Genomic DNA, 17,390 nt, shown 5'->3' with positions numbered 1-17,390 from the left:
ACAAGTGGCGTAGAAGTGTACAAAGGGTTCTTGAAGCGGCGTACAGGACTTTACCCGGCCGCTTGCTTGTTGCGTATTCCACCCTGGAGAAATAATGTAACCAGCTATTAATAGCAAGTACTACCTAGTTTCTCCAGCGCTTGCTGCTGCTGGCCCGCCTCATCCAGCTTGCCATTAATCAGCCCCTGGCCGCCGTACACGATGCGCTCGCCGGCCAGGGCCACTAGGGTTACCCGTTTCCGTTCTCCGGGCTCAAAGCGCACCGCCGTGCCGGCCGGGATGTTGAGGCGGAAACCGTAGGCGGCGGCGCGGTCGAAGTGCAGGGCCGCGTTGGTTTCGAAAAAGGGGTAGTGGGAGCCGACCTGCACGGGCCGGTCGCCCATGTTCACAACGTCTACCTCCACCGTCGCGCGGCTTTCGTTGAGTACGACCTCGTCGGGGTGCAGCTGGTATTCGCCGGGCGGGGGATGGCTGGCGTTGGTGGGCGCGGCGCCGGGGACGGAAGCTCTGCTGAGCCCGGAGCCGTAGAGGGCCAGGGCGGCATCGCCGGTTTCGCGGCAGATGGGGTAGTGCACGGTCACCAGCTTGGTGCCGTCGGGGAAGGTGCCCTCGATCTGGACTTCGTGCAGCATGTCGGCCACGCCGGGCAGCACGTCGGCCAGGCCCAGCAGCTGCTTGCCCTTGTCCATGAGCACGGCTACCCGCTCCCCGTCGCGGATAAACTCCAGCAGCTGGGTGGCAATCAGGGCCAGGGCTTCGGGGTAGTTCAGCAGCAGGCCGCGGGCGTAGCGTTTCTGGGCCACGACGCCGGCCTGGTGAAGGATAAGCTTGTCGAGGTCTTTGGGGGAGAGGTGCATCTTCTGGGGTAGTAGGGTAAGCAGGTTCGAGGGCAAGAGCGGTGGTCGGGGTTGCAGGGGTGCCTGCCTACAGTTGAAGCCGGGGCCAAGTCACCAGCGCACTTGGCCGTAAATCATCCACCCCCCGTACCCGATGCACAGCAGCGACGATAAGGTAACGGTGCTACGCTGCAGCACGCGGTTGATTTTCATGCGCCTGGTAAACGGCACGCTGCAGAGGCCGGCCACGATGAACATGCCCAGCAGAGAGCCGATGCCGAACACCAGGAAATACAGCACGCTCAGCCACGGGTCGCGGATTTCGCTCATCACCAGCAGCACCAGGGCGCCGCTGCCCGCCAGGCCGTGAAGCAGGCCCACGGCAAAAGCAGCCCGGGATGGGGCCACGCCGGGGCGCACCTTGGCGGCGGCGCGGCCCTGGTCGAGCAGGCGGCTAATGCCCATTACGACGAGCATAAGGCCTACGGCGGCTTCGAAATAGCCCGAGGTGAGAAACGTGACCCGGCCCAACAAAATGACACTTCCCACGACTACTAGCGTGGTAGTGTGGCCAAGGCCCCAGTAGATACCGTCGCGCAAGGCTTCGGTTAGAGTGTCGCGACGGGAAATCAAATTACCGACGGCCAGCAAGTGATCGGGTTCAAAAGCGTGACCCATTCCGGCCACATACGCAAATAATATAGGTACTATACCTTGCATTTACAGGGGTGTTAAGCCAAAACAACAACAAAATTTAAGTATACCCCCTCCAAGATAAGGCCTAAGCGGATTTTTTGAAAAAGTAACATCAATTTCCCGGATTACCAGACAAGCTACCGCTTTTGGCTACCACTTATTCTGGCGTTACCACTGCCCGTGGTGAAACAATCTCCCTGAGTAAGCTGGGTGAAGGCACCGCGAATTTGGACTGCTCGGTGGCGTTCTGGGCCCTGTACCATGCCTCGCTGCGACTTCCCCGCGCCCTAAACGGCCATATGCCCAACCGCCGCCCCGGTTCTTGCAGCCCACTGGCAGGATAACTGCCCGCTACCAGGTTCCTCGCGTACGCGGCCATCCGGCCTTGGTCTGCACCGACAGCCTGTTACCCGGCTGCATCCACCCGCCATTCGGCAGCACTCAAACCGATACCTATAGCAGTTTTACTACCATATTAGTAAATATTACTTCCTTAAGTAGTTGTATTACTACTATTGCAGACTTAGTATTGTGCCGCTTTTGCCTTGGACCGGCTTTCAGCCGCGAGCCGAGGGTCCACCAAGTCGCTTATTCTCAACCCTTTTCCTGCTTTACTCCTGCCGCATGGATGCCCACCTACTGCTGTCGAATCTCACCAACCCTACCCTTCTCTTCTTCGTGCTTGGCATGGTGGCGACGGCAGTGAAAAGCGACCTGGAAATCCCGCCCACCACGGTCAAGTTTATTTCCCTGTACCTGCTGTTTTCCATTGGGTTTAAAGGCGGACAGGAGTTGGCCCACAGTCCGTTCAGTGCGGAAATACTCTACGCGCTGGGGTTTGGCTTGCTGGTGGCATCGCTGATTCCGCTCTACACGTTCTTTGTGCTTAAGCGACGCCTGAGCGTGGCTGACGCCGGAGCCGTAGCGGCGGCCTACGGCTCGGTAAGCGCCGTCACCTTTGTCTCCGCGGTCTCGTTTCTGGAGGCCCAGCAGCTGCACTTTGGCGGTCACATGGTTGCCGTAATGGCCCTGATGGAAGCGCCCGCCATCATTGTCGGGGTGATGCTCATGCGCCGCTACGAGGCCGGCGAGCATCCCGCTCAGCTGGGACCGCTGGTGCTCCATGCCTTTACCAACGGCAGCGTGCTGATGGTGCTGGGCAGCCTGGTTATCGGCCTGATTGCCGACACCAAGCAGGCCGACGGCATTAAGCCCTTTACCACGGACATTTTCAAGGGTTTCCTGGCCATCTTCCTGCTTGAAATGGGCATGGTGACTGCCCGGCGCTTTGCCGCCTTCCAGCGCTACGGGCGCTTCGTGACGGCCTTTGCCGTACTTATACCCTTGCTAAACGGCTGCCTGGTGGCCATCGCCAGCCATGGCATCACCGAGAGCATGGGCAACCGGTTTATCTTTGCCATCCTGGCGGCCAGCGCTTCCTACATTGCCGTGCCGGCCGCCATGCGGCTAGCCGCCCCCAAAGCCGACCCGGGCCTTTACCTGCCCATGGCCCTGGGCGTGACATTTCCCCTCAACATTACCCTGGGCATGCCCCTGTATTTCGCGCTGGTGCAGCACACCTGAGCGGCCGGCGGGGGCGGTGCCGGCCTAGGCCAGGGTGGCAAAGGCCAAGTGCTCCAGGAAGGCCTGAATGTTGTTACTGGTTGCGTCGCGCGCGGCCGCGTCCGTTAGGGAGGGCAGGTGCTGGGCAAAGAAGTACTGCTTGCGCGCCGACTCCAGCAGCGTGCTGACCAGCGCGTGGGGGTAGGCGTACGCCGGGTTGATTTCCTGCACCACGGACACGATGCTGGCCGCCAGCTGCTTGTACTCCCGGAACAGACCCTCCCGGTTGTCTTCATCCACGTCGCGGGTTAAGTAGGACTTGGACGCTTCGTGCACTACGATGCGGTAGAGGGCAGCCTCATCCAGTTCAATGGTGGCCGGGTCGTTCCGGTGGGCCCGGGTGAGGATGCCCAGAATCAAGCGCAGCCGCTGGCGGGCATCGGGCAGGTTATGGGTGTGAAAGCGGATCTGGTAGTGCAGCCAGGCCCAGTACCAGCTTACCAGGTACACCAGCAGGCGGTGCTTGTTTTCAAAGTAGCGGTACAGCGACCCTTCGGTGGACTCCAGCCGCAGGGCCAGCTTTTTAAAGGTAAACTGCTCAAAGCCGATTTCGTCGATAAGCCGCACGCTTTCAACTACCAGCCGGCGGCCCAACTCGGTTGCCTGGGGGTCGCGGACGTACAATTTCTCATTTAATTCAATGCGGAGCTGGGCGTTCATGCGGTCGAAAAAAAAGGGATACCCCCAAAGATGGTAGTTTTACTTGCATTGCCCTGCATTATCCGGCCGGATCGGTTCCGCCTATTCACCCAGGTCCGGGGAAAAGGCCTGCCTTCCGTTTATCAAATACAAGTGACTTAGGGTTAGGATGTAGAAGCTGAACTCAACCAGGCGGCGCCCCAGAAACCACATGTCCAGCTCGGCGACGGGGGTGTACCCCACAGGGGCCCCGGCCGCCCCGAATCGGCAGGCCAATGGTCGGTGCCACAGATTGGGGGCGCCGTCAGGGTACACTTTAATGCTGCGGTTGGCGATAAGCTGGCGTTGCATCCGGCGGCCGGAAATGCGCCCACTGCTGGCGAGGCGATTCGCTTGCCTCCTTGCTATACCGGCCCCCGCGCATGATAAAACTTTGTCTTTCAGTTGCCTTATCCTGTAAGACAAAGCTTTGGCCAGGGAGTTGGTATACTTGTTGCCGAGTTAGGGCCTAAGCCAACTGCTTTGCGCCATGTCTGAAACTGAAGTTGCTTTTCGTGCGGCCTTGCACGAGTCCCGCCACTCTACGGCGGCCGTGCTGCTATCCCAGCTGGTAGCCGGTTACTACCTGCAGCACCGGCAGCTAAGCTTGGCGCAGGATGCCCAGCTGCAGCGCACCTGCCTGGATTTACTTACCCACCATCCTTCCCTCGGCGCCGCTGACCTTATTCAGGCGGCCGTGGAAAAGGCCGAATAGCCGCCCGCGTAATTTTTTGCCGGCCGCGGGAGCGGCCGGGCTACCGGAGCACGGGGTACAGCCCGGGAAACTCGGTTTTCAGCAGGTTGGTGGCTGCTCCGCCCAGATTGTCAAAAACTTTGTTGCCCGCCTCAAAGTCTCGCAGCAGGGGATGGGTAACTTTCATCAGGCGGGAGATCCTAGCCTCGTCATCGCCCATGAACTCCAGCACGTGCTGGATCTGGGCCGGGGTCATCTTCAGCTTCTGCAGGCGCGTAACAATGCGCTGGTGCAGCGTGGGCATTTCAATGGCCAGGGGCAGACTCATCTGCTTCTCGGCCGGCCGGGATTTGCCTGGGGCCTTCTTGGGCGTAACCAGGGGCTCCTCCCCCCCTTCCAGGCGGGCCAGCGGCTTGGGAATGGAGAAGCGGACTCCCCGTACTTTTTTGCCTTCCTTGAGCGGGTCGTAGGTGACCATCCACCCCAGGGAGTGCAGCTCCCGCAGGGCCGGCTCCAGCACGTAGCGCTTAAAGTCGTAAAACAGGGTGTAGGTTACGTCGTTGTCATCCCCCAGCACCTGTTTGCGCAGCGTGTCAAAGTCCACCTCCCAAAGCCCCACGTCATCCCAGGACTTGAGCAGCCAGTACAGGCGATGGGCATGGGCGGACTTAAGCGTCAGCAGGGTTTCAATCTCCACGTGGGTGTACTGCTCCGCCAACTGCAGCAGAAAGGGCTTGATCTCCGGCGCAAAGTTACCGGTCAGAAAGCCCGTGCCCTCGTTTAAGTCAATGTAGCTGATAATGGAGTAGGCCGTAAACCGCTTTTTGTTTCCGGTCTGGGACTCGATGCTTACCACTTTCGACATCAAACTCTTGCAGGCGTCGCGGATGGTCTCGTAGATGCTGCCTCCCTTCTTGTGGGTCATCACCCGATTCAGGGGAATAGAAATGCCGGGCAGCTCGGTCTGGTCCTGGTGGATGCACCCTAGCGCCAGGGCAAAGATGCGCGCTTCCACGTGGGTGAGCTTAAGCGGGGCCCGCACCAGCGCGTTGGCCTGGTAGGCGCGGGGGTATTGCGGAGGAACAACAACAGCACGTGACGCCATAGGGAGCAGGAACGGGGGGTCGGGAGGGTTCACGAATATAGACGGATCTACGTGAAAATAGATGTGTATTCACGTAAAAGATATGACAGTGCCATTTTTCACGCAGATCATTTTACGCGGCAGAGTGCCGTTTTTCACGCAGATCGCCCGCCGGCTAAAGTGCCGGTTTTCACGCAGGTAGAAATTGCGGGAAAGCAGAGTGCCAGTTTTCACGTCGATCCTGGCCCGGCCCTGGCCATCAGATACAGTGCCGCTTTTCACGCAGATGGTGCCGTTTTTCACGTAGTGGTGCCATTCCTCACGCAATAGGGTGCCGGTTTTCACGCAGGTGGTGCCAATTCTCACGTAATAGAGTGCCGTTTTTCACGCAGCAGAGTGCCCTTTTTCACGCAGATAACGCCCTCAAATACCTATTTATCAATTACTTATGGCCTCCTGAATATAGAATAGTTAAGAATAGCTTAAGAAAACAGAAGAGGTTCAGTCTTTTTTTGAAAAATCTAAACTCTTCCCGCGCATTTCCCGGCAAGGGCCGGGTCGGGCGGAAAATCCTGTTTAAGGCGTTGGGCGGCCAGTATTTACGCTGCCGGAGCCGCGGAAAAGACCCGCAAGGCAGGCGAAAAGATCTTGCCGGGCATCTGCGTGAAAAATGGCACCACGCTTCCCCTGCCCACCCTCGCCCCGGCTTCTGGTCCCCATCTACGTGAAAAATGGCACCGCTCTTACCACCGGGCTCGGCGACGGACCGGCCGCCAGCAGCAGCTCGGGCGGCCGGCAGTAAGACTGACCCGTTCGCGGAACCTTAGCCACCACGAGGGAAGAGGCGGCGCTTCCCAAAATATTTCCGCGAAGGTTAGGATACGATTAAAAATATAATAATATTTATTTTAGATAAAATTATACAAATAACATTGCGGACCATGAACTCCCTGACTCTCTCCCCGAGCCGGTTTGACAGACTTACGCTTTTCTGCTTTGTCTGGGCAGTGGCCAATGTGCTGCACGTGCTAAGCTTCACTGACCGGGTCAGCTCGCATCACTTCTTCAGCTTTGCCCTGCTGCTGGCCGCGGCCCTGGTGCTGTGGCGGCCCCACGTTATCGGGTTCTTCCTGCTCATGCTGGGCTGTAGCATGGCCAACACCTTTGACTGGATGCCCATGGCTCCCAATCACATCACGTTTGAGTTTATCATCAACACCGGCATGTTTCTGGCGCTCTCCTGGACCCTGGCGCGCGGGTATGCGCAGCGGGGGGAGGCGGCCGCCTGGAGCACGCCCGAGGCCCGGGCGGCCCTGTTTCAGGCCTTTGCGCCCTTTGTGCGCCTGAGTTTGCTGGTGCTGTATTTCTACGCCGTCCTGCACAAGCTTAACTGGGACTACTTCAACGTGAATATCAGCTGCAGCACTTTTCTGCTGAGTGGCTACTCCGGCCGGTTGCCTTTCCTGCCCCAGAGCCTGGGGGCGCAGTGGCTGGCCGTCTGGGGTACGCTGGTGGTGGAAGCCGCCATCCCCTTGTTTCTGTGCTTTCGCCGCACCCGGTTTCTGGGCATCATCCTGGGGTGCGGCTTTCACTACTTTCTGGCCATCCACCCGCACGTGGGCCTCTACAGCTTTTCCGCCATGCTGTTCGGCATCTACACGCTTTTCTTCCCGCCCCAATTTCCCGAGCAGGTCCGGGCGCTGGCCTCTGGCTGGTCGAAAAACGTCCCCCTGCTAGTGGGCCGCCTTCAGGTGGTGGCCGCCGGGGGGGTAATAGCGGCGGCCCTGATTGCCTGGTTTAGCGCCTCCCACGCCAACTACATCAACTACTGGTTTACCCTGGTGGGGCTGTGGGTGTGGCTGCTGTATGGGCTGCTATACATGATGGTCTACGGCTTGATCATCAGTCGGAGCCACCTGGCCCCGGAGCAGTCCGCCCTGCAGTTTGGGATCCGGCCCGCGGCCTTCTGGCTGATCCCCCTGCTGGTGCTCTTCAACGGCATGAGCCCCTACCTGGGCCTGAAAACGCAGACCAGCTTTTCCATGTTCAGCAACCTGCGAACCGAAGGTGGGATCAGCAATCACCTCCTGCTGCCCGCGACCCTGCAGCTTACTTCCCTGGAGCATGATCTGGTTGATATCTCGGATACCAACCTGGAAACGCTCAAGCCCTTTGTGGCGGATCATCAGCTGATCACCTTCTTTGAGTTCCAGCGCATCGTTAGTGCTGCCGACACCGATTTCTACGCCCGGTATGTGCGCAACCAGCATCCCTACACCCTGCGCGTAACGCAGGGCGTCAGCAACCAGCCGGAACTGCTGGTTCCCCACAACTGGCTGCTGGCCAAGCTGGTGCGCTTTCGCCCGATTGATAAGGGGCCCTGCCTGTGTAAGCACTAGGCCGGGAGTTAATGTGCCGGGCCGGGACCGCTAAGGGACCCCGGCCCGGCAGCGCCCGTCAGGCTGATACGCGCTGGGAGTGTTTTATGCGCCGCCGGTCGCTGAAAAACGGTACCAAATAGGAAGTGGGTATCACCAGGGTAACCAGCAGCAGCAAGCTGACGGGATAGAAGTAAAAAAAATGGTTGACCTTAAAATAATACAAGGAATCAAAATAGGACTGAATTGGCTTAAGCAGGATCAGAATAAGAATATTCAGCAAAAACACATTCAGGGAATTTCTACCCAGGCCCTCCACCATTTCATTTTTAAACCAATTCACTTTCTTGTTGGCCACAAAGGCAACGATATTGAAAAGGGCTAAAAAATTAAGTATTCTAAACAGGCCCAGATGATTCTTGCTAATTAAAATACCAAAATTGAACTGGGGAAAAGTGGTTTCCAGGTGCCGGAAAACAAAACAGGTAAGGCACAGGATCACGGAGGTCCACACCAGGACCCTGCTGTTTAGCAGGCCTTGGGTTTTGCCGTGATAGTGGAGAAACCCTACCAGTATTCCCAGCACAAATATCAGCTGCCAGCACAGCAAATCGAAAAAGCCGACATCAATGTAGTCGGGCAGGAAATGAGGCGGGGGCAGCAGCGGTAGGCTGGTCAGCGTGCCCAGCAGGTAGATAACCGCGGATACCAGTATGATAAGCCAGATTTTACCGTTGGTGAACCCCCTGATGATTACCGGCACGAACAGCATGAAAATGGCATACATGGGCAGAATGTCCAGGTAAATGGGCTCGGACAGCAGGATAACCCCCAGGAGAAGAGACAAAAAAGGCTTTTCCGTGATGAGCGGGTAGGTGGAATTCCAGTAATCCCGGAGCGGACCGATTGCGTTGAGCAGCAGCACCGTTAAAAGCAATATGCCTAGGTGATTTTTGTAAATCAGCCAGGAGCGTTTAAATGCCAGGGTGGAAATGAAACCGGCATTTTTATGGTCGTAGCTGCGGGTGTACACCAGGCCGAGGGTAAGCCCCGAGATAAATACAAAACCTTCCGCTCCCGTCACCCAACCAATAAATTCATACGTGAAATAGCGGATGATATTATTCTCGGATAAAAAATGATTTACGGTGATCAGAATAAGAAAGGCCCCCCTAAAAAAATCCAACTGCTGATTGCGTTCCATTACCAGTAGGGCTTAAAGGTGAGTAGATAGCAGCAAGCGTATCAGGTGCATCAGAAGATAGCTGCTCACTAGCGGAAGCCGCGGCGGCCAACAGGTAGGTGGGCAAACGGGTGGATGTATAGGGGGCCCTGAATACGGGGGGCCTTAGCTCAACGGTTCAGCTTACGCCGGCCGGGCCAGTGGTAACCGGCGGACCCAGCGTAAGCGAGGGCGAAAAGTACTGGATTTCCAGCGTAACTCAAAAAATAATGTTGTTATACTAATTATAATTTGTATAAAACTAGTGCAAAACCCACCATTCAGGGCTGAGTTGGAAACAGAAGGTAGTTGCTGCCCGCGGGCCAGTAGCCAGACCCGGCCGCTCGCGCCGAGCTTTGGCGGGTGCCCCACCGCGCTTCGGGTTACGGACCCGCGGCCGGACTACCCAGGCAGGGGGTTCCGCTTAGGACCCACCTGCGGGCAGGGGCGCAAAAAAGAACGTGCGGCCAGGCCCAGGGGCCTAACCGCACGTTTATTGCGGGAGGAAGCTGCCTTACTGAGCCGCCGGATACCAGTTGCGCAGCCGAACGTCAATCTTCTTATTGGCCGAGTTGACGGTTTTCTGGAAGCTGCTCACGTCGCTCAGACCGTTCTGGCCCCGGTAGTGATACGGGTACACGATGCCCGGCTTAAAAGCGAGCACCCCCTGCGCCGCCTGGTTCACGTCCATGGTGTAGGGCAGGTTCATGCACACAAACGCCACGTCGATGTTTTTCAGGGCCCGCATTTCGGGGATGTCTTCCGTGTCGCCGGAGAGGTACACCTTTTTGCCGCCCAGGCCCAGCACGTAGCCGTTGCCGCGGCCCCTGGGGTGCATCGCGTCGGCGGCCTCGGGCAGGTTGTACATGGGAATGGCCCCGATGCTCAGGCCCAGCGTGTCCAGCTGCTGGCCGTTGCTGAGGATGCGTACCTGGGGCTTATACTCGGCCGGCAGCTTCTCCGCCACGGCCCGGGGCACTACCAGCAAGGCCTTGCCCACGGGAAGGCCCGCCAGCGTTTTCGGGTCCATGTGGTCGCCGTGAATGTCAGTTATCAGGATGATATCGGGTGCGGCCAGGCCGGCGTAGGATTCCGCCCCGCCGTAAGGGTCCACGTAAATAGTTTTCCCATTCCAAGTGAATACCACGCTGCCGTGCGTGATGGGCTGCACGGTAAGCGGGCCGCTGCTGGTTTTGATCTGGTCGGCGGCCACGCGCGGCGGCGCGGCCGCGGTGGTCGTCTGGGCCGAGGCCTGCGCGGTACAAGCAGCCAGCGCGGCCGTAAGTAGTAAGGTAAATTTCATGGTTTTCTGCCGGATGGGTTAGGGGTAGTACGGGATAGGGTTGGCGGCCGGCCCGCTAAAGCAGGAAAAGCCACCGAAAAGCGAGACAATAACCCGGCCAGGGCGCACAAGTTCAACGCAACCCGCCGCCCCGCCCCCGCCGGCCGGATCTACTATCGCTTGCCGGGTGGTCGGAATCAGTGAAGCTGCCGGGGGCCGCTTGACAACGCTGGCGCCCCCGGCAGAGTATTAAAGGGCTAACCGAACCATTATCCCGGGCCGGCTGGTTAGGTAGCGTGGCGCTTGCCGTAAGCCGGGGTCCCGGGCCACCTGCCAACCAACCGTTTAGCTTTTTAACTTTTGCCGGCTGGCCAGGTTAGCAATTCCTACCCTTACTTTGTGACTGAGGCAGTGTGAGCTGTTCTTGCGCACCATCCCTCTTTCCCAGTTCATGAGCAGTAGTCTTAAATTTACCAACCCCTCCCGGTCAACCTTTTTTGCAACGGTTCGCCAGCGGGTCGATGCCTACTTTCAGGAGCGGCAGCTTTCCCGTCACGCCAACGGGGCCATGTGGTTTAAAACCATCTTCTTTCTTACTGCCTTTGTCGGGCTCTACGGCCTGATCCTGTCCGGGCAGTTTGGACCCTGGGGAATGCTGGGGCTCGCGGGCCTGCTGGGGGCTACCTGCGCCTTTATCGGCTTTAACATCTGCCACGACGCCCTGCACGGGTCCTTCTCGGCCAACAAGCACGTCAACAAAGTGTTCAGCTTGCTGTTCAACCTGATTGGCGCCAACCCCTACGTGTGGACCATTACCCACAACATCGTACACCATACCTACACCAACATCCCCGGCCACGACGAGGATATTGAGGTGGCCCCGGGCCTGATCCGCTTCTCGGAGCAAGAGCCCGTGCGCCCCTGGCAGCGGTTTCAGCACCTGTACGCCTTTCCGATTTACGGCCTGGCCTCCCTATCCTGGGTGCTGCGCAAGGACTACGTCAAGTTTTTTCAGGCCAAGATCGGTGAGCACGTCACCCGCCACCCCCGCCAGGAGTACGTGAACCTGTTTTTGTACAAGTTTCTGTATTACGGGCTGTTTCTGGTCTTGCCCCTGCTGGTGCTGCCCATCACCTGGTGGCAGCTGGTGCTGGGCTTCCTGGGCTTGCACTTTGTGGAGGGACTGGTACTGGGCCTGGTATTTCAGCTGGCCCACGTAGTGGAAGGCACATCCTTTCCCGAGCCCACCGACCAGGGCGAAATTCAGGAAGCCTGGGCCGTGCACCAGTTGCGGACCACCGCCAACTTCTCGCCCCGCAGTGCGGTGGCCGGCTTTCTGTGCGGGGGGCTAAACCGGCAGATTGAGCACCACCTGTTTCCGCGCATCTGCCACATTCACTACCCGGCCATTGCCGGCATTGTCCGGCAGACGGCGCAGGAGTTTGGGTTGCCCTACCTGGAGAATGCTTCCTTTGCCGGGGCACTCCGCTCCCACTACCGCATGCTCCACCAACTCGGCCGGCCGAAAGCCGTTGCGGGCAAATCAGACGCTCCAGCCGAGCCTGCCGTAGCCCGCCCCGCGGCCGAAGTTAGCCTGCTAAGCGATGGCCGGGCCTAAAGCCGGACCGGCAAGTAGAGCGGCCATACCTTCTCCCCTACCCCACCAGGGATAGGATGCTTCCAGGGATTTCGGCTACGCCCGGCCCGGGGTAGGTTATTGCGGGTAGTGTTGATCACGACCACCAGATGGGAAAACTAGAGAATGTACGTTGTAATGACCTGGGCTCCGAGTCCTGGGCTTTCAACCGCTTCTGCCACCCGGTGCGCTGAGGTTTGCCACCAGCATCCCGTTTAACCGGCCGCCGCCCTAGCCGTTCCGGGTGCACCCTGCGGAAATCATCGTTGTTTAAAGTTAAAAATGGAACTGCTGGGGTATCCAGCTGCCGGCACGGGATAAGGCCGGCCAACCGGCAGCAGCACGGCAGGTTTCCGCCGGAAGTGGCAAGCGATAAAAGGGGGCATAATGAAACAGCGCCGCCGCGGATCATCCGCGGCGGCGCTGTTATGGGGTACGGGTCTCCAACGCGGAGAACGCCGGATAGGCCAGTGGGCCGGCTAGTACAAGGTGCTCAGAGCCGTGCGGTCGTTGGCGTTGAACGGCCGGTCCTGGCCCGAGCCAATGCAGGCCAGCATCCAGGAGTTCGGGTCGGCAGCGGCCGGAGTGCCGGGAATCAGGATAGCGCCCACGGTGCTGGCCCCCTCGTTAGAGGTAGCACCGCCGCAGCTGTAGCTGCGGTCCATGTAGTCGGTGTGGCGGAAGCCGATGCAGTGGCCTACTTCGTGGGCCAGAATGGTAGCAATGTAAGTAGTCGGGTTGGCCGTACCGATGGCGCGCGAGTTCACCTTCACTTGATTGTACGGGCTGCCCGTGCTGGTGGGAAAACCCGCCGAGGCCAGGTAGCTGCCGCTGGCCCGCACTACGTTGATGTTGCCGCCCGAGGCCACGCGGCTAAACGTGATGGTCAGGTTCTGGGCATTGTACCGACGTACTACCTCATCAATGGCCGTCACATAGGCCGAAGGCAGCTGGCTCGACACGCTGATAGATATGTTGCGGGGGCCCTTGACCAAGTTGGTCGTCCGATATTGTTCGGCATCGCCTACGCGCAGCAGTTTGGTGGCGGCGCCACGGTCAAGCTCCTCAGGGCTCAGCAGAATGTCACCTTCTACCAAGTAGTTGCCGCTTTCATCGCGCTGCACATTGGCGGTACTAAAGCCCAACTGCCGAATTTGGCTGAGGGCATCGGCGCTGATTTCCTTGGACGTGTTTACTACGGCTTCTTTTTCGGAGCAGCCGCTGGCTAAAGTCAAGGTAGCCAGAGCGGCCATTGTGAGGTAGGAAGTAATTTTCATAAGACCTGGTTGTGTGAGGATGAATGATACTACAATGTATTTAAAATATTAATACTATAACTATTTTAATTTTCACCGGTGATAAAAAGCGAATACTGGTAAGAGACGAGCGAGTCCTTTCGCCTCTTGGAGAACTTAGCCAGACTGTGGCTTGGTAGCTTGAGGAGCTCAACTTGCGTTTTTAGCTGCTGTACCATCACGCTGCGTTCCCTGCCAACCGGTGCTGGAAAGGCTTAAAAGCAAAAGCCCCGAACAGAGCTTCCGGGCTTTATCAGGCAGAAAAAAAGTAGCGGGTCGTAGCGCGTGTTTGGGAATTGGGTGCTGCGTAAATAGAAACGGATCAGTAAGGTGCGCGGGGAGTGCCTAAGCTTTCTCGGGCATTAAAGTTGAGGGCTACCAACCCCTTCAAGGTATCCAGTTGCTGCTGCCAGTGCCACGCGGCTTCGTGCCGCTGGCCCAGCGCTGGGTTGCTGAGCGCGCCTTCGCCTGGCTGGCCTGCCTTCGCCGCGTGGTCGTTGATTACTGGTTTATTCCTGCCAGCCATGTTGCTTGGCTAGGACTGGCCAACATCACCCTATCGCTCCATCGGGCCTGAACTCCCGAGCACGCGCTAATAAATGAATCGTGCGGGTGATTACGCCTGCGTTGTCAGTTCTTGTATTTCTTTTTTATCGCCGACAATTTCTCGTCTATTTCCTTTTTAGAAAACCACCGCCCGCGAACCATAACCCCGCTGATCTTCGTGACATTGGTAATGTCCAGCAATGGATTCGCATCGAGTAACACGAGATCGGCAGTTTGATTTGCTTCAATTGTGCCCAGGTTGTTTTGTCCGAAATAGTGGGCAGCGTGATAGGTACACGCCCTGAGAATGCTGGCGTTACTGATGCTAGACTGGGCGAACAGTTTCATTTCTTCCAGATAGCTATACCCGGGAATAATAAACGGGCCATCGCCGGGACTCACCAAAAGCTTGACGCCCTGCTGGTCCTGGTGCGCTAACAACTTTTTGTACGCCTTTATCCGCAAGGCATAGCCATCGTATTTTCGTTTGAGGGCGGCGCTATCGAGGCCATACAAGTCTTTCTGCCAGCGGGCTACCAACTCTTTCGACACATATTCGATCCCGGGGGAGGCCAGCAACTTCTGCTTTGGAATCTGATACCCGTAGATCAGGTACCAGTACAGGTCGGGACACGACCATAATCTTTTCTCCGCAAACCTGGTTATGGCGGCGGCATAGCGCGTGCTGTCGAATAAATAAAGGCCGACGAAGGGTTCGATGTGCTCCACCGACGACTGACTGGCGTGTACTGCTGCCTCCAGGCCCCTGGGCGGTCCATGACCGGCTACTTTCATGCCGATCGCTTGCGCGATCTGGTTAATGGAGTCATACACCCCCTGGTTGTTTCCGCCGAGGTATTTGATAAAATCGTAGCCATCCTGCTGGTATCCTGCCAGGAGCGCGCGCAGATCTTGCTTTTGGAATTTTTCGTCTACCACCAGGGCGGGAGAACCAACAAAAAGAGTAGGCCCGATTACGTCTTCGTTTCTGATCTTTTGTTTCCAATCTAACACGACCGGCGCTCCCCGCATGATCCGGAGGGAGGTGATGCCCCGCGACAGGTTGAGAAACAGGTAGTCCTCAATGGGAAAGGGTTCGCCGTCTACGTTGGGAAAATGGGCATGCATGTCGTACAGTCCGGGCATGACGAATTTGCCTGGCGCATCAATCACTACCGTGCCCTTGGGAAACTTTTGCTTGCTGCGCCCAACTGCCACGATCTTACCATTGCTGACCAGGACATTGGTGTTGGATACGATTGATCCCGATTGTACATCCACCACGTTCACACCCCGGAAGGCATAGCTTCTTTTCGCCTTTTTCAAGGATTGGCTATTGCCCACCATGGAAAAAAGGCAGAGCAATAGCAAATAACAGTACTTCATTGTCAAAGCGCGTTTGGGGAGTAGGATGGAGCTTAAATAAAAATGAGTCAGTGAGTTGCAGTCGGAGTTTCTAGGCTCCAGGCTACCGTATGGTTGACGGCTATCAACCTCTCACTGACTCGCAGGGGCAAGGTATTCAGTTGCTGCTGCCGGTGCAACGGCGTCGGCGCTTGTAGTTTGCGCTACGTCTTCCATGCCTTACGCTACGTCTGCCGTAGGGCTATCAGGGGCCAGTCCGGCCCCCGCAGCGCTGGGTCGTCGAGCGTACCATTGCCTGGCTGGCCTGTTTTCGCCGCTTAGCCGTCGACTACACCCCTTGCAGTCATGTCACTTGGCTGCTAGTCGCCACCATAGCCTTGGGTTTACATCTCCGTCCCTAATTCCCCCATACGCTCCTAGGGGCGGGGCCCCCGCTTTTTTGCCGGGACCGCTGGTGCTTTCAAAGTAGTGGCCTTAACAGTCCTGGTCTGCGCTGGCGCTGCCTGCTTGTTTTCGGGCACCTGCCGCTGCTGCCGCTCGTGGGCCGCGGGTTGGATCTCAATGCAGGCCCTGGCCGCGTTGACCTGCGCCGTGCCGTCAAACGGCCGGCCGTCGTGGCCGCTGACCATGCCCGCCAGCGCCACGGCTTTGCCCTCGCGCAGGTCGTGGCTTTGCTCGGGGCTGAGCGGCACGCCGGCAATGGTGTCGCGCAGGCTCACCTTGCTTTCCGGGAGCACTACTACCTGGTTCATGGCCGGGTCCACGGCCACGAAACCATTATACGCCCGGCCCTGCGCATCTTTCAGGCCGCGGACCAGCCCCGCGTTGCCTGCCCGCTCCAGGTTTTCGCGCTGCTGCGGCGTCAGCCGGCGGCCCCCGATCTCGTTGGGGATGATTAAGTTAGCCTGGGGTAGCTCCAGCTGAAGGGTAACTGAGGTATCCGCCTCGCGGTGCAGCACCATCTTGGCGGCAAACCGGACCGGCTCCTGCCCCGGGGCTCCGGCCACCTCCAAGGGGAGCAGGTTTGTTTTCTGCCCCGAGAGCAGCTTTGTCAGCTGGCCGCTTTTCTCCAGGTGCTCGACCGTCAGCCCGAGCGAGCCCAGCACCTGCTGGGGAAGGTCAGCTACGGCAAACGGTGGGGCACCGGCAGCAGGTGGGGGCGCCAGGGGCGCAGCTGTCCCGGGGGCGACGGCCGGCTTTCGGTCCTGCTTCTGCCCGGACGGCGGGGAGACGGCAGGGCTGGCCGGCTGGAGCAGGCGGGCCTGCAATTCCCGCCGGGTTTTCTCGTAGTCCACCTCCAGGCTCTGCCGCGTTTTAGGGCCGCCGTGGAGGTGGGCGTAGAAGTTTTTCAGAAAGGCCGAGGCCGGGTTGCCGCTGGACTCGATGTCAAACAGACTTTTGCCCTCGCGCAGCACGTGCTCGCTGACCTGGCCCTGCAACTGGGCGAGCTGCCGCACCCTCTGCTGCGCGGCCGTCTGCTGCCCTTGCTCGGGCAGGGTGAGCGCGTGCTTGGGTACGGCGGCGAGCTGGGCGCTGAGGGCATCCCACTGCTTTACGCCGAAGGCTTGGGTTACGTGGGCGGCCGCCGGCACCACCCGGGCCTGCTGGTCGGGGCCGAGGCGGTCCCAGCGGCGGATCGTCTGCTCGTGCTGCTCCACCACTTCCAGGCCGTTACGCACTTGCTTGAGGCCCTGGAGGATGCTTTCCAGCTCCAGCAGCCGGTCACTGCCCGGGTCATAGCTTACAGGAAAGCGGCCCCGAAGCTGCCCCTCCCCTACCGACTCCCAGGTCAACGCCCCGACGGCGACGCCCGCATCTTTCAGCTCGCTCAGGTAGGCGCGCATCTCCAGCAGGGGAGCCACCTCCTCACCCCGCTGCTGCCAGCGGATCTCTACCTGCCCCACTTCGCCGGCCCCGGGGGCCGGGGGCGGAACCACTCCGGGCGTTGGCGCTACAGCCGCGGGGCCCTGGTTGACGGATGGGATATCATCTTGCTTGGTCATGGAAAAAGAAGGGTTAGAAAGAACGCAAACCGAAAGTCGACGCGGCAAACCT

At 58.7% G+C, this 17,390-nt stretch carries 17 protein-coding genes; 5 read left to right on the top strand and 12 right to left on the bottom strand.

Translation table 11 applies throughout. The features are described from left to right. Window positions 1-107: 107 nt before the first annotated feature. Window positions 108-893 carry an urease subunit gamma/beta gene (locus tag ACYVGU_RS11185; RefSeq protein WP_460622154.1) on the bottom strand — a complete coding sequence of 262 codons (786 nt, stop codon included), beginning with the start codon at window positions 891-893 and terminating at the stop codon, window positions 108-110. Window positions 894-947: 54 nt separating this feature from the next. Further along, a complete protein-coding gene (locus ACYVGU_RS11180) occupies window positions 948-1,556 on the bottom strand; it encodes a HoxN/HupN/NixA family nickel/cobalt transporter (RefSeq protein WP_460615813.1) in 609 nt (202 codons plus the stop codon). A 600-nt stretch (window positions 1,557-2,156) separates the two neighbouring features. Here ACYVGU_RS11180 and ACYVGU_RS11175 point away from each other — a divergent pair. Beyond that, a complete protein-coding gene (locus ACYVGU_RS11175) occupies window positions 2,157-3,116 on the top strand; it encodes a sodium-dependent bicarbonate transport family permease (RefSeq protein ID WP_460615814.1) in 960 nt (319 codons plus the stop codon). A 24-nt stretch (window positions 3,117-3,140) separates the two neighbouring features. Here the strand turns inward: ACYVGU_RS11175 and ACYVGU_RS11170 are convergent, their stop codons facing one another. Both ACYVGU_RS11170 and ACYVGU_RS11165 read right to left on the bottom strand, forming a co-directional pair. After that, the gene (locus ACYVGU_RS11170) at window positions 3,141-3,815 is read right to left on the bottom strand and encodes a TetR/AcrR family transcriptional regulator (protein WP_460615816.1); all 675 of its coding nucleotides are present in this window, start codon (window positions 3,813-3,815) and stop codon (window positions 3,141-3,143) included. A gap of 81 nt (window positions 3,816-3,896) precedes the next feature. Continuing rightward, complete coding sequence (locus tag ACYVGU_RS11165; protein WP_460615817.1) at window positions 3,897-4,259, bottom strand: hypothetical protein; 363 nt, start codon at window positions 4,257-4,259, stop codon at window positions 3,897-3,899. 64 nt (window positions 4,260-4,323) lie between these two features. On the opposite strand from ACYVGU_RS11165, the gene ACYVGU_RS11160 reads away from it, so the two are divergent. Next, window positions 4,324-4,548, top strand: coding sequence for a hypothetical protein (locus ACYVGU_RS11160; protein WP_460615818.1), 225 nt, complete (start codon window positions 4,324-4,326; stop codon window positions 4,546-4,548). 40 nt (window positions 4,549-4,588) lie between these two features. Here ACYVGU_RS11160 and ACYVGU_RS11155 read toward each other — a convergent pair whose 3' ends face one another. Continuing rightward, complete coding sequence (locus ACYVGU_RS11155) at window positions 4,589-5,632, bottom strand: RepB family plasmid replication initiator protein (protein ID WP_460622153.1); 1,044 nt, start codon at window positions 5,630-5,632, stop codon at window positions 4,589-4,591. 69 nt (window positions 5,633-5,701) lie between these two features. Next, window positions 5,702-5,977 carry a hypothetical protein gene (locus ACYVGU_RS11150; protein WP_460622152.1) on the bottom strand — a complete coding sequence of 92 codons (276 nt, stop codon included), beginning with the start codon at window positions 5,975-5,977 and terminating at the stop codon, window positions 5,702-5,704. A 304-nt stretch (window positions 5,978-6,281) separates the two neighbouring features. Here ACYVGU_RS11150 and ACYVGU_RS11145 point away from each other — a divergent pair, with 304 nt between their 5' ends. Then, on the top strand, window positions 6,282-6,413 hold the full coding sequence (locus ACYVGU_RS11145; RefSeq protein ID WP_460615821.1) for a hypothetical protein: 132 nt from the start codon (window positions 6,282-6,284) through the stop codon (window positions 6,411-6,413). Between the two features lie 139 nt (window positions 6,414-6,552). Continuing rightward, window positions 6,553-8,010, top strand: coding sequence for a hypothetical protein (locus ACYVGU_RS11140; RefSeq protein WP_460622151.1), 1,458 nt, complete (start codon window positions 6,553-6,555; stop codon window positions 8,008-8,010). Between the two features lie 58 nt (window positions 8,011-8,068). Here the strand turns inward: ACYVGU_RS11140 and opgC are convergent, their stop codons facing one another. Next, a complete protein-coding gene (opgC, locus tag ACYVGU_RS11135; RefSeq protein WP_460622150.1) occupies window positions 8,069-9,193 on the bottom strand; it encodes an OpgC domain-containing protein in 1,125 nt (374 codons plus the stop codon). Between the two features lie 532 nt (window positions 9,194-9,725). Then, window positions 9,726-10,514, bottom strand: coding sequence for an MBL fold metallo-hydrolase (locus ACYVGU_RS11130; protein ID WP_460615824.1), 789 nt, complete (start codon window positions 10,512-10,514; stop codon window positions 9,726-9,728). A gap of 430 nt (window positions 10,515-10,944) precedes the next feature. On the opposite strand from ACYVGU_RS11130, the gene ACYVGU_RS11125 reads away from it, so the two are divergent. Further along, window positions 10,945-12,111 (top strand): fatty acid desaturase family protein, encoded by a 1,167-nt coding sequence (locus tag ACYVGU_RS11125; protein ID WP_460622149.1) that lies wholly within the window; start codon window positions 10,945-10,947, stop codon window positions 12,109-12,111. Window positions 12,112-12,608: 497 nt separating this feature from the next. Here ACYVGU_RS11125 and ACYVGU_RS11120 read toward each other — a convergent pair whose 3' ends face one another. From ACYVGU_RS11120 to ACYVGU_RS11105, 4 genes are all read right to left on the bottom strand, one after another. Continuing rightward, window positions 12,609-13,406 (bottom strand): zinc metalloprotease, encoded by a 798-nt coding sequence (locus ACYVGU_RS11120; RefSeq protein ID WP_460615826.1) that lies wholly within the window; start codon window positions 13,404-13,406, stop codon window positions 12,609-12,611. 340 nt (window positions 13,407-13,746) lie between these two features. Continuing rightward, window positions 13,747-13,950, bottom strand: coding sequence for a hypothetical protein (locus ACYVGU_RS11115; RefSeq protein ID WP_460622148.1), 204 nt, complete (start codon window positions 13,948-13,950; stop codon window positions 13,747-13,749). Window positions 13,951-14,054: 104 nt separating this feature from the next. Next, window positions 14,055-15,317 (bottom strand): amidohydrolase family protein, encoded by a 1,263-nt coding sequence (locus ACYVGU_RS11110; protein WP_460622147.1) that lies wholly within the window; start codon window positions 15,315-15,317, stop codon window positions 14,055-14,057. A gap of 434 nt (window positions 15,318-15,751) precedes the next feature. Next, window positions 15,752-17,338 carry a DUF3945 domain-containing protein gene (locus tag ACYVGU_RS11105; protein ID WP_460622146.1) on the bottom strand — a complete coding sequence of 529 codons (1,587 nt, stop codon included), beginning with the start codon at window positions 17,336-17,338 and terminating at the stop codon, window positions 15,752-15,754. Window positions 17,339-17,390 lie beyond the last annotated feature (52 nt).

The sequence above is a fragment of the Hymenobacter tenuis genome, from assembly GCF_054780495.1.
Note: the sequence above shows the minus strand (reverse complement) of the source record. Positions and strands in the feature narration are given on the sequence as shown.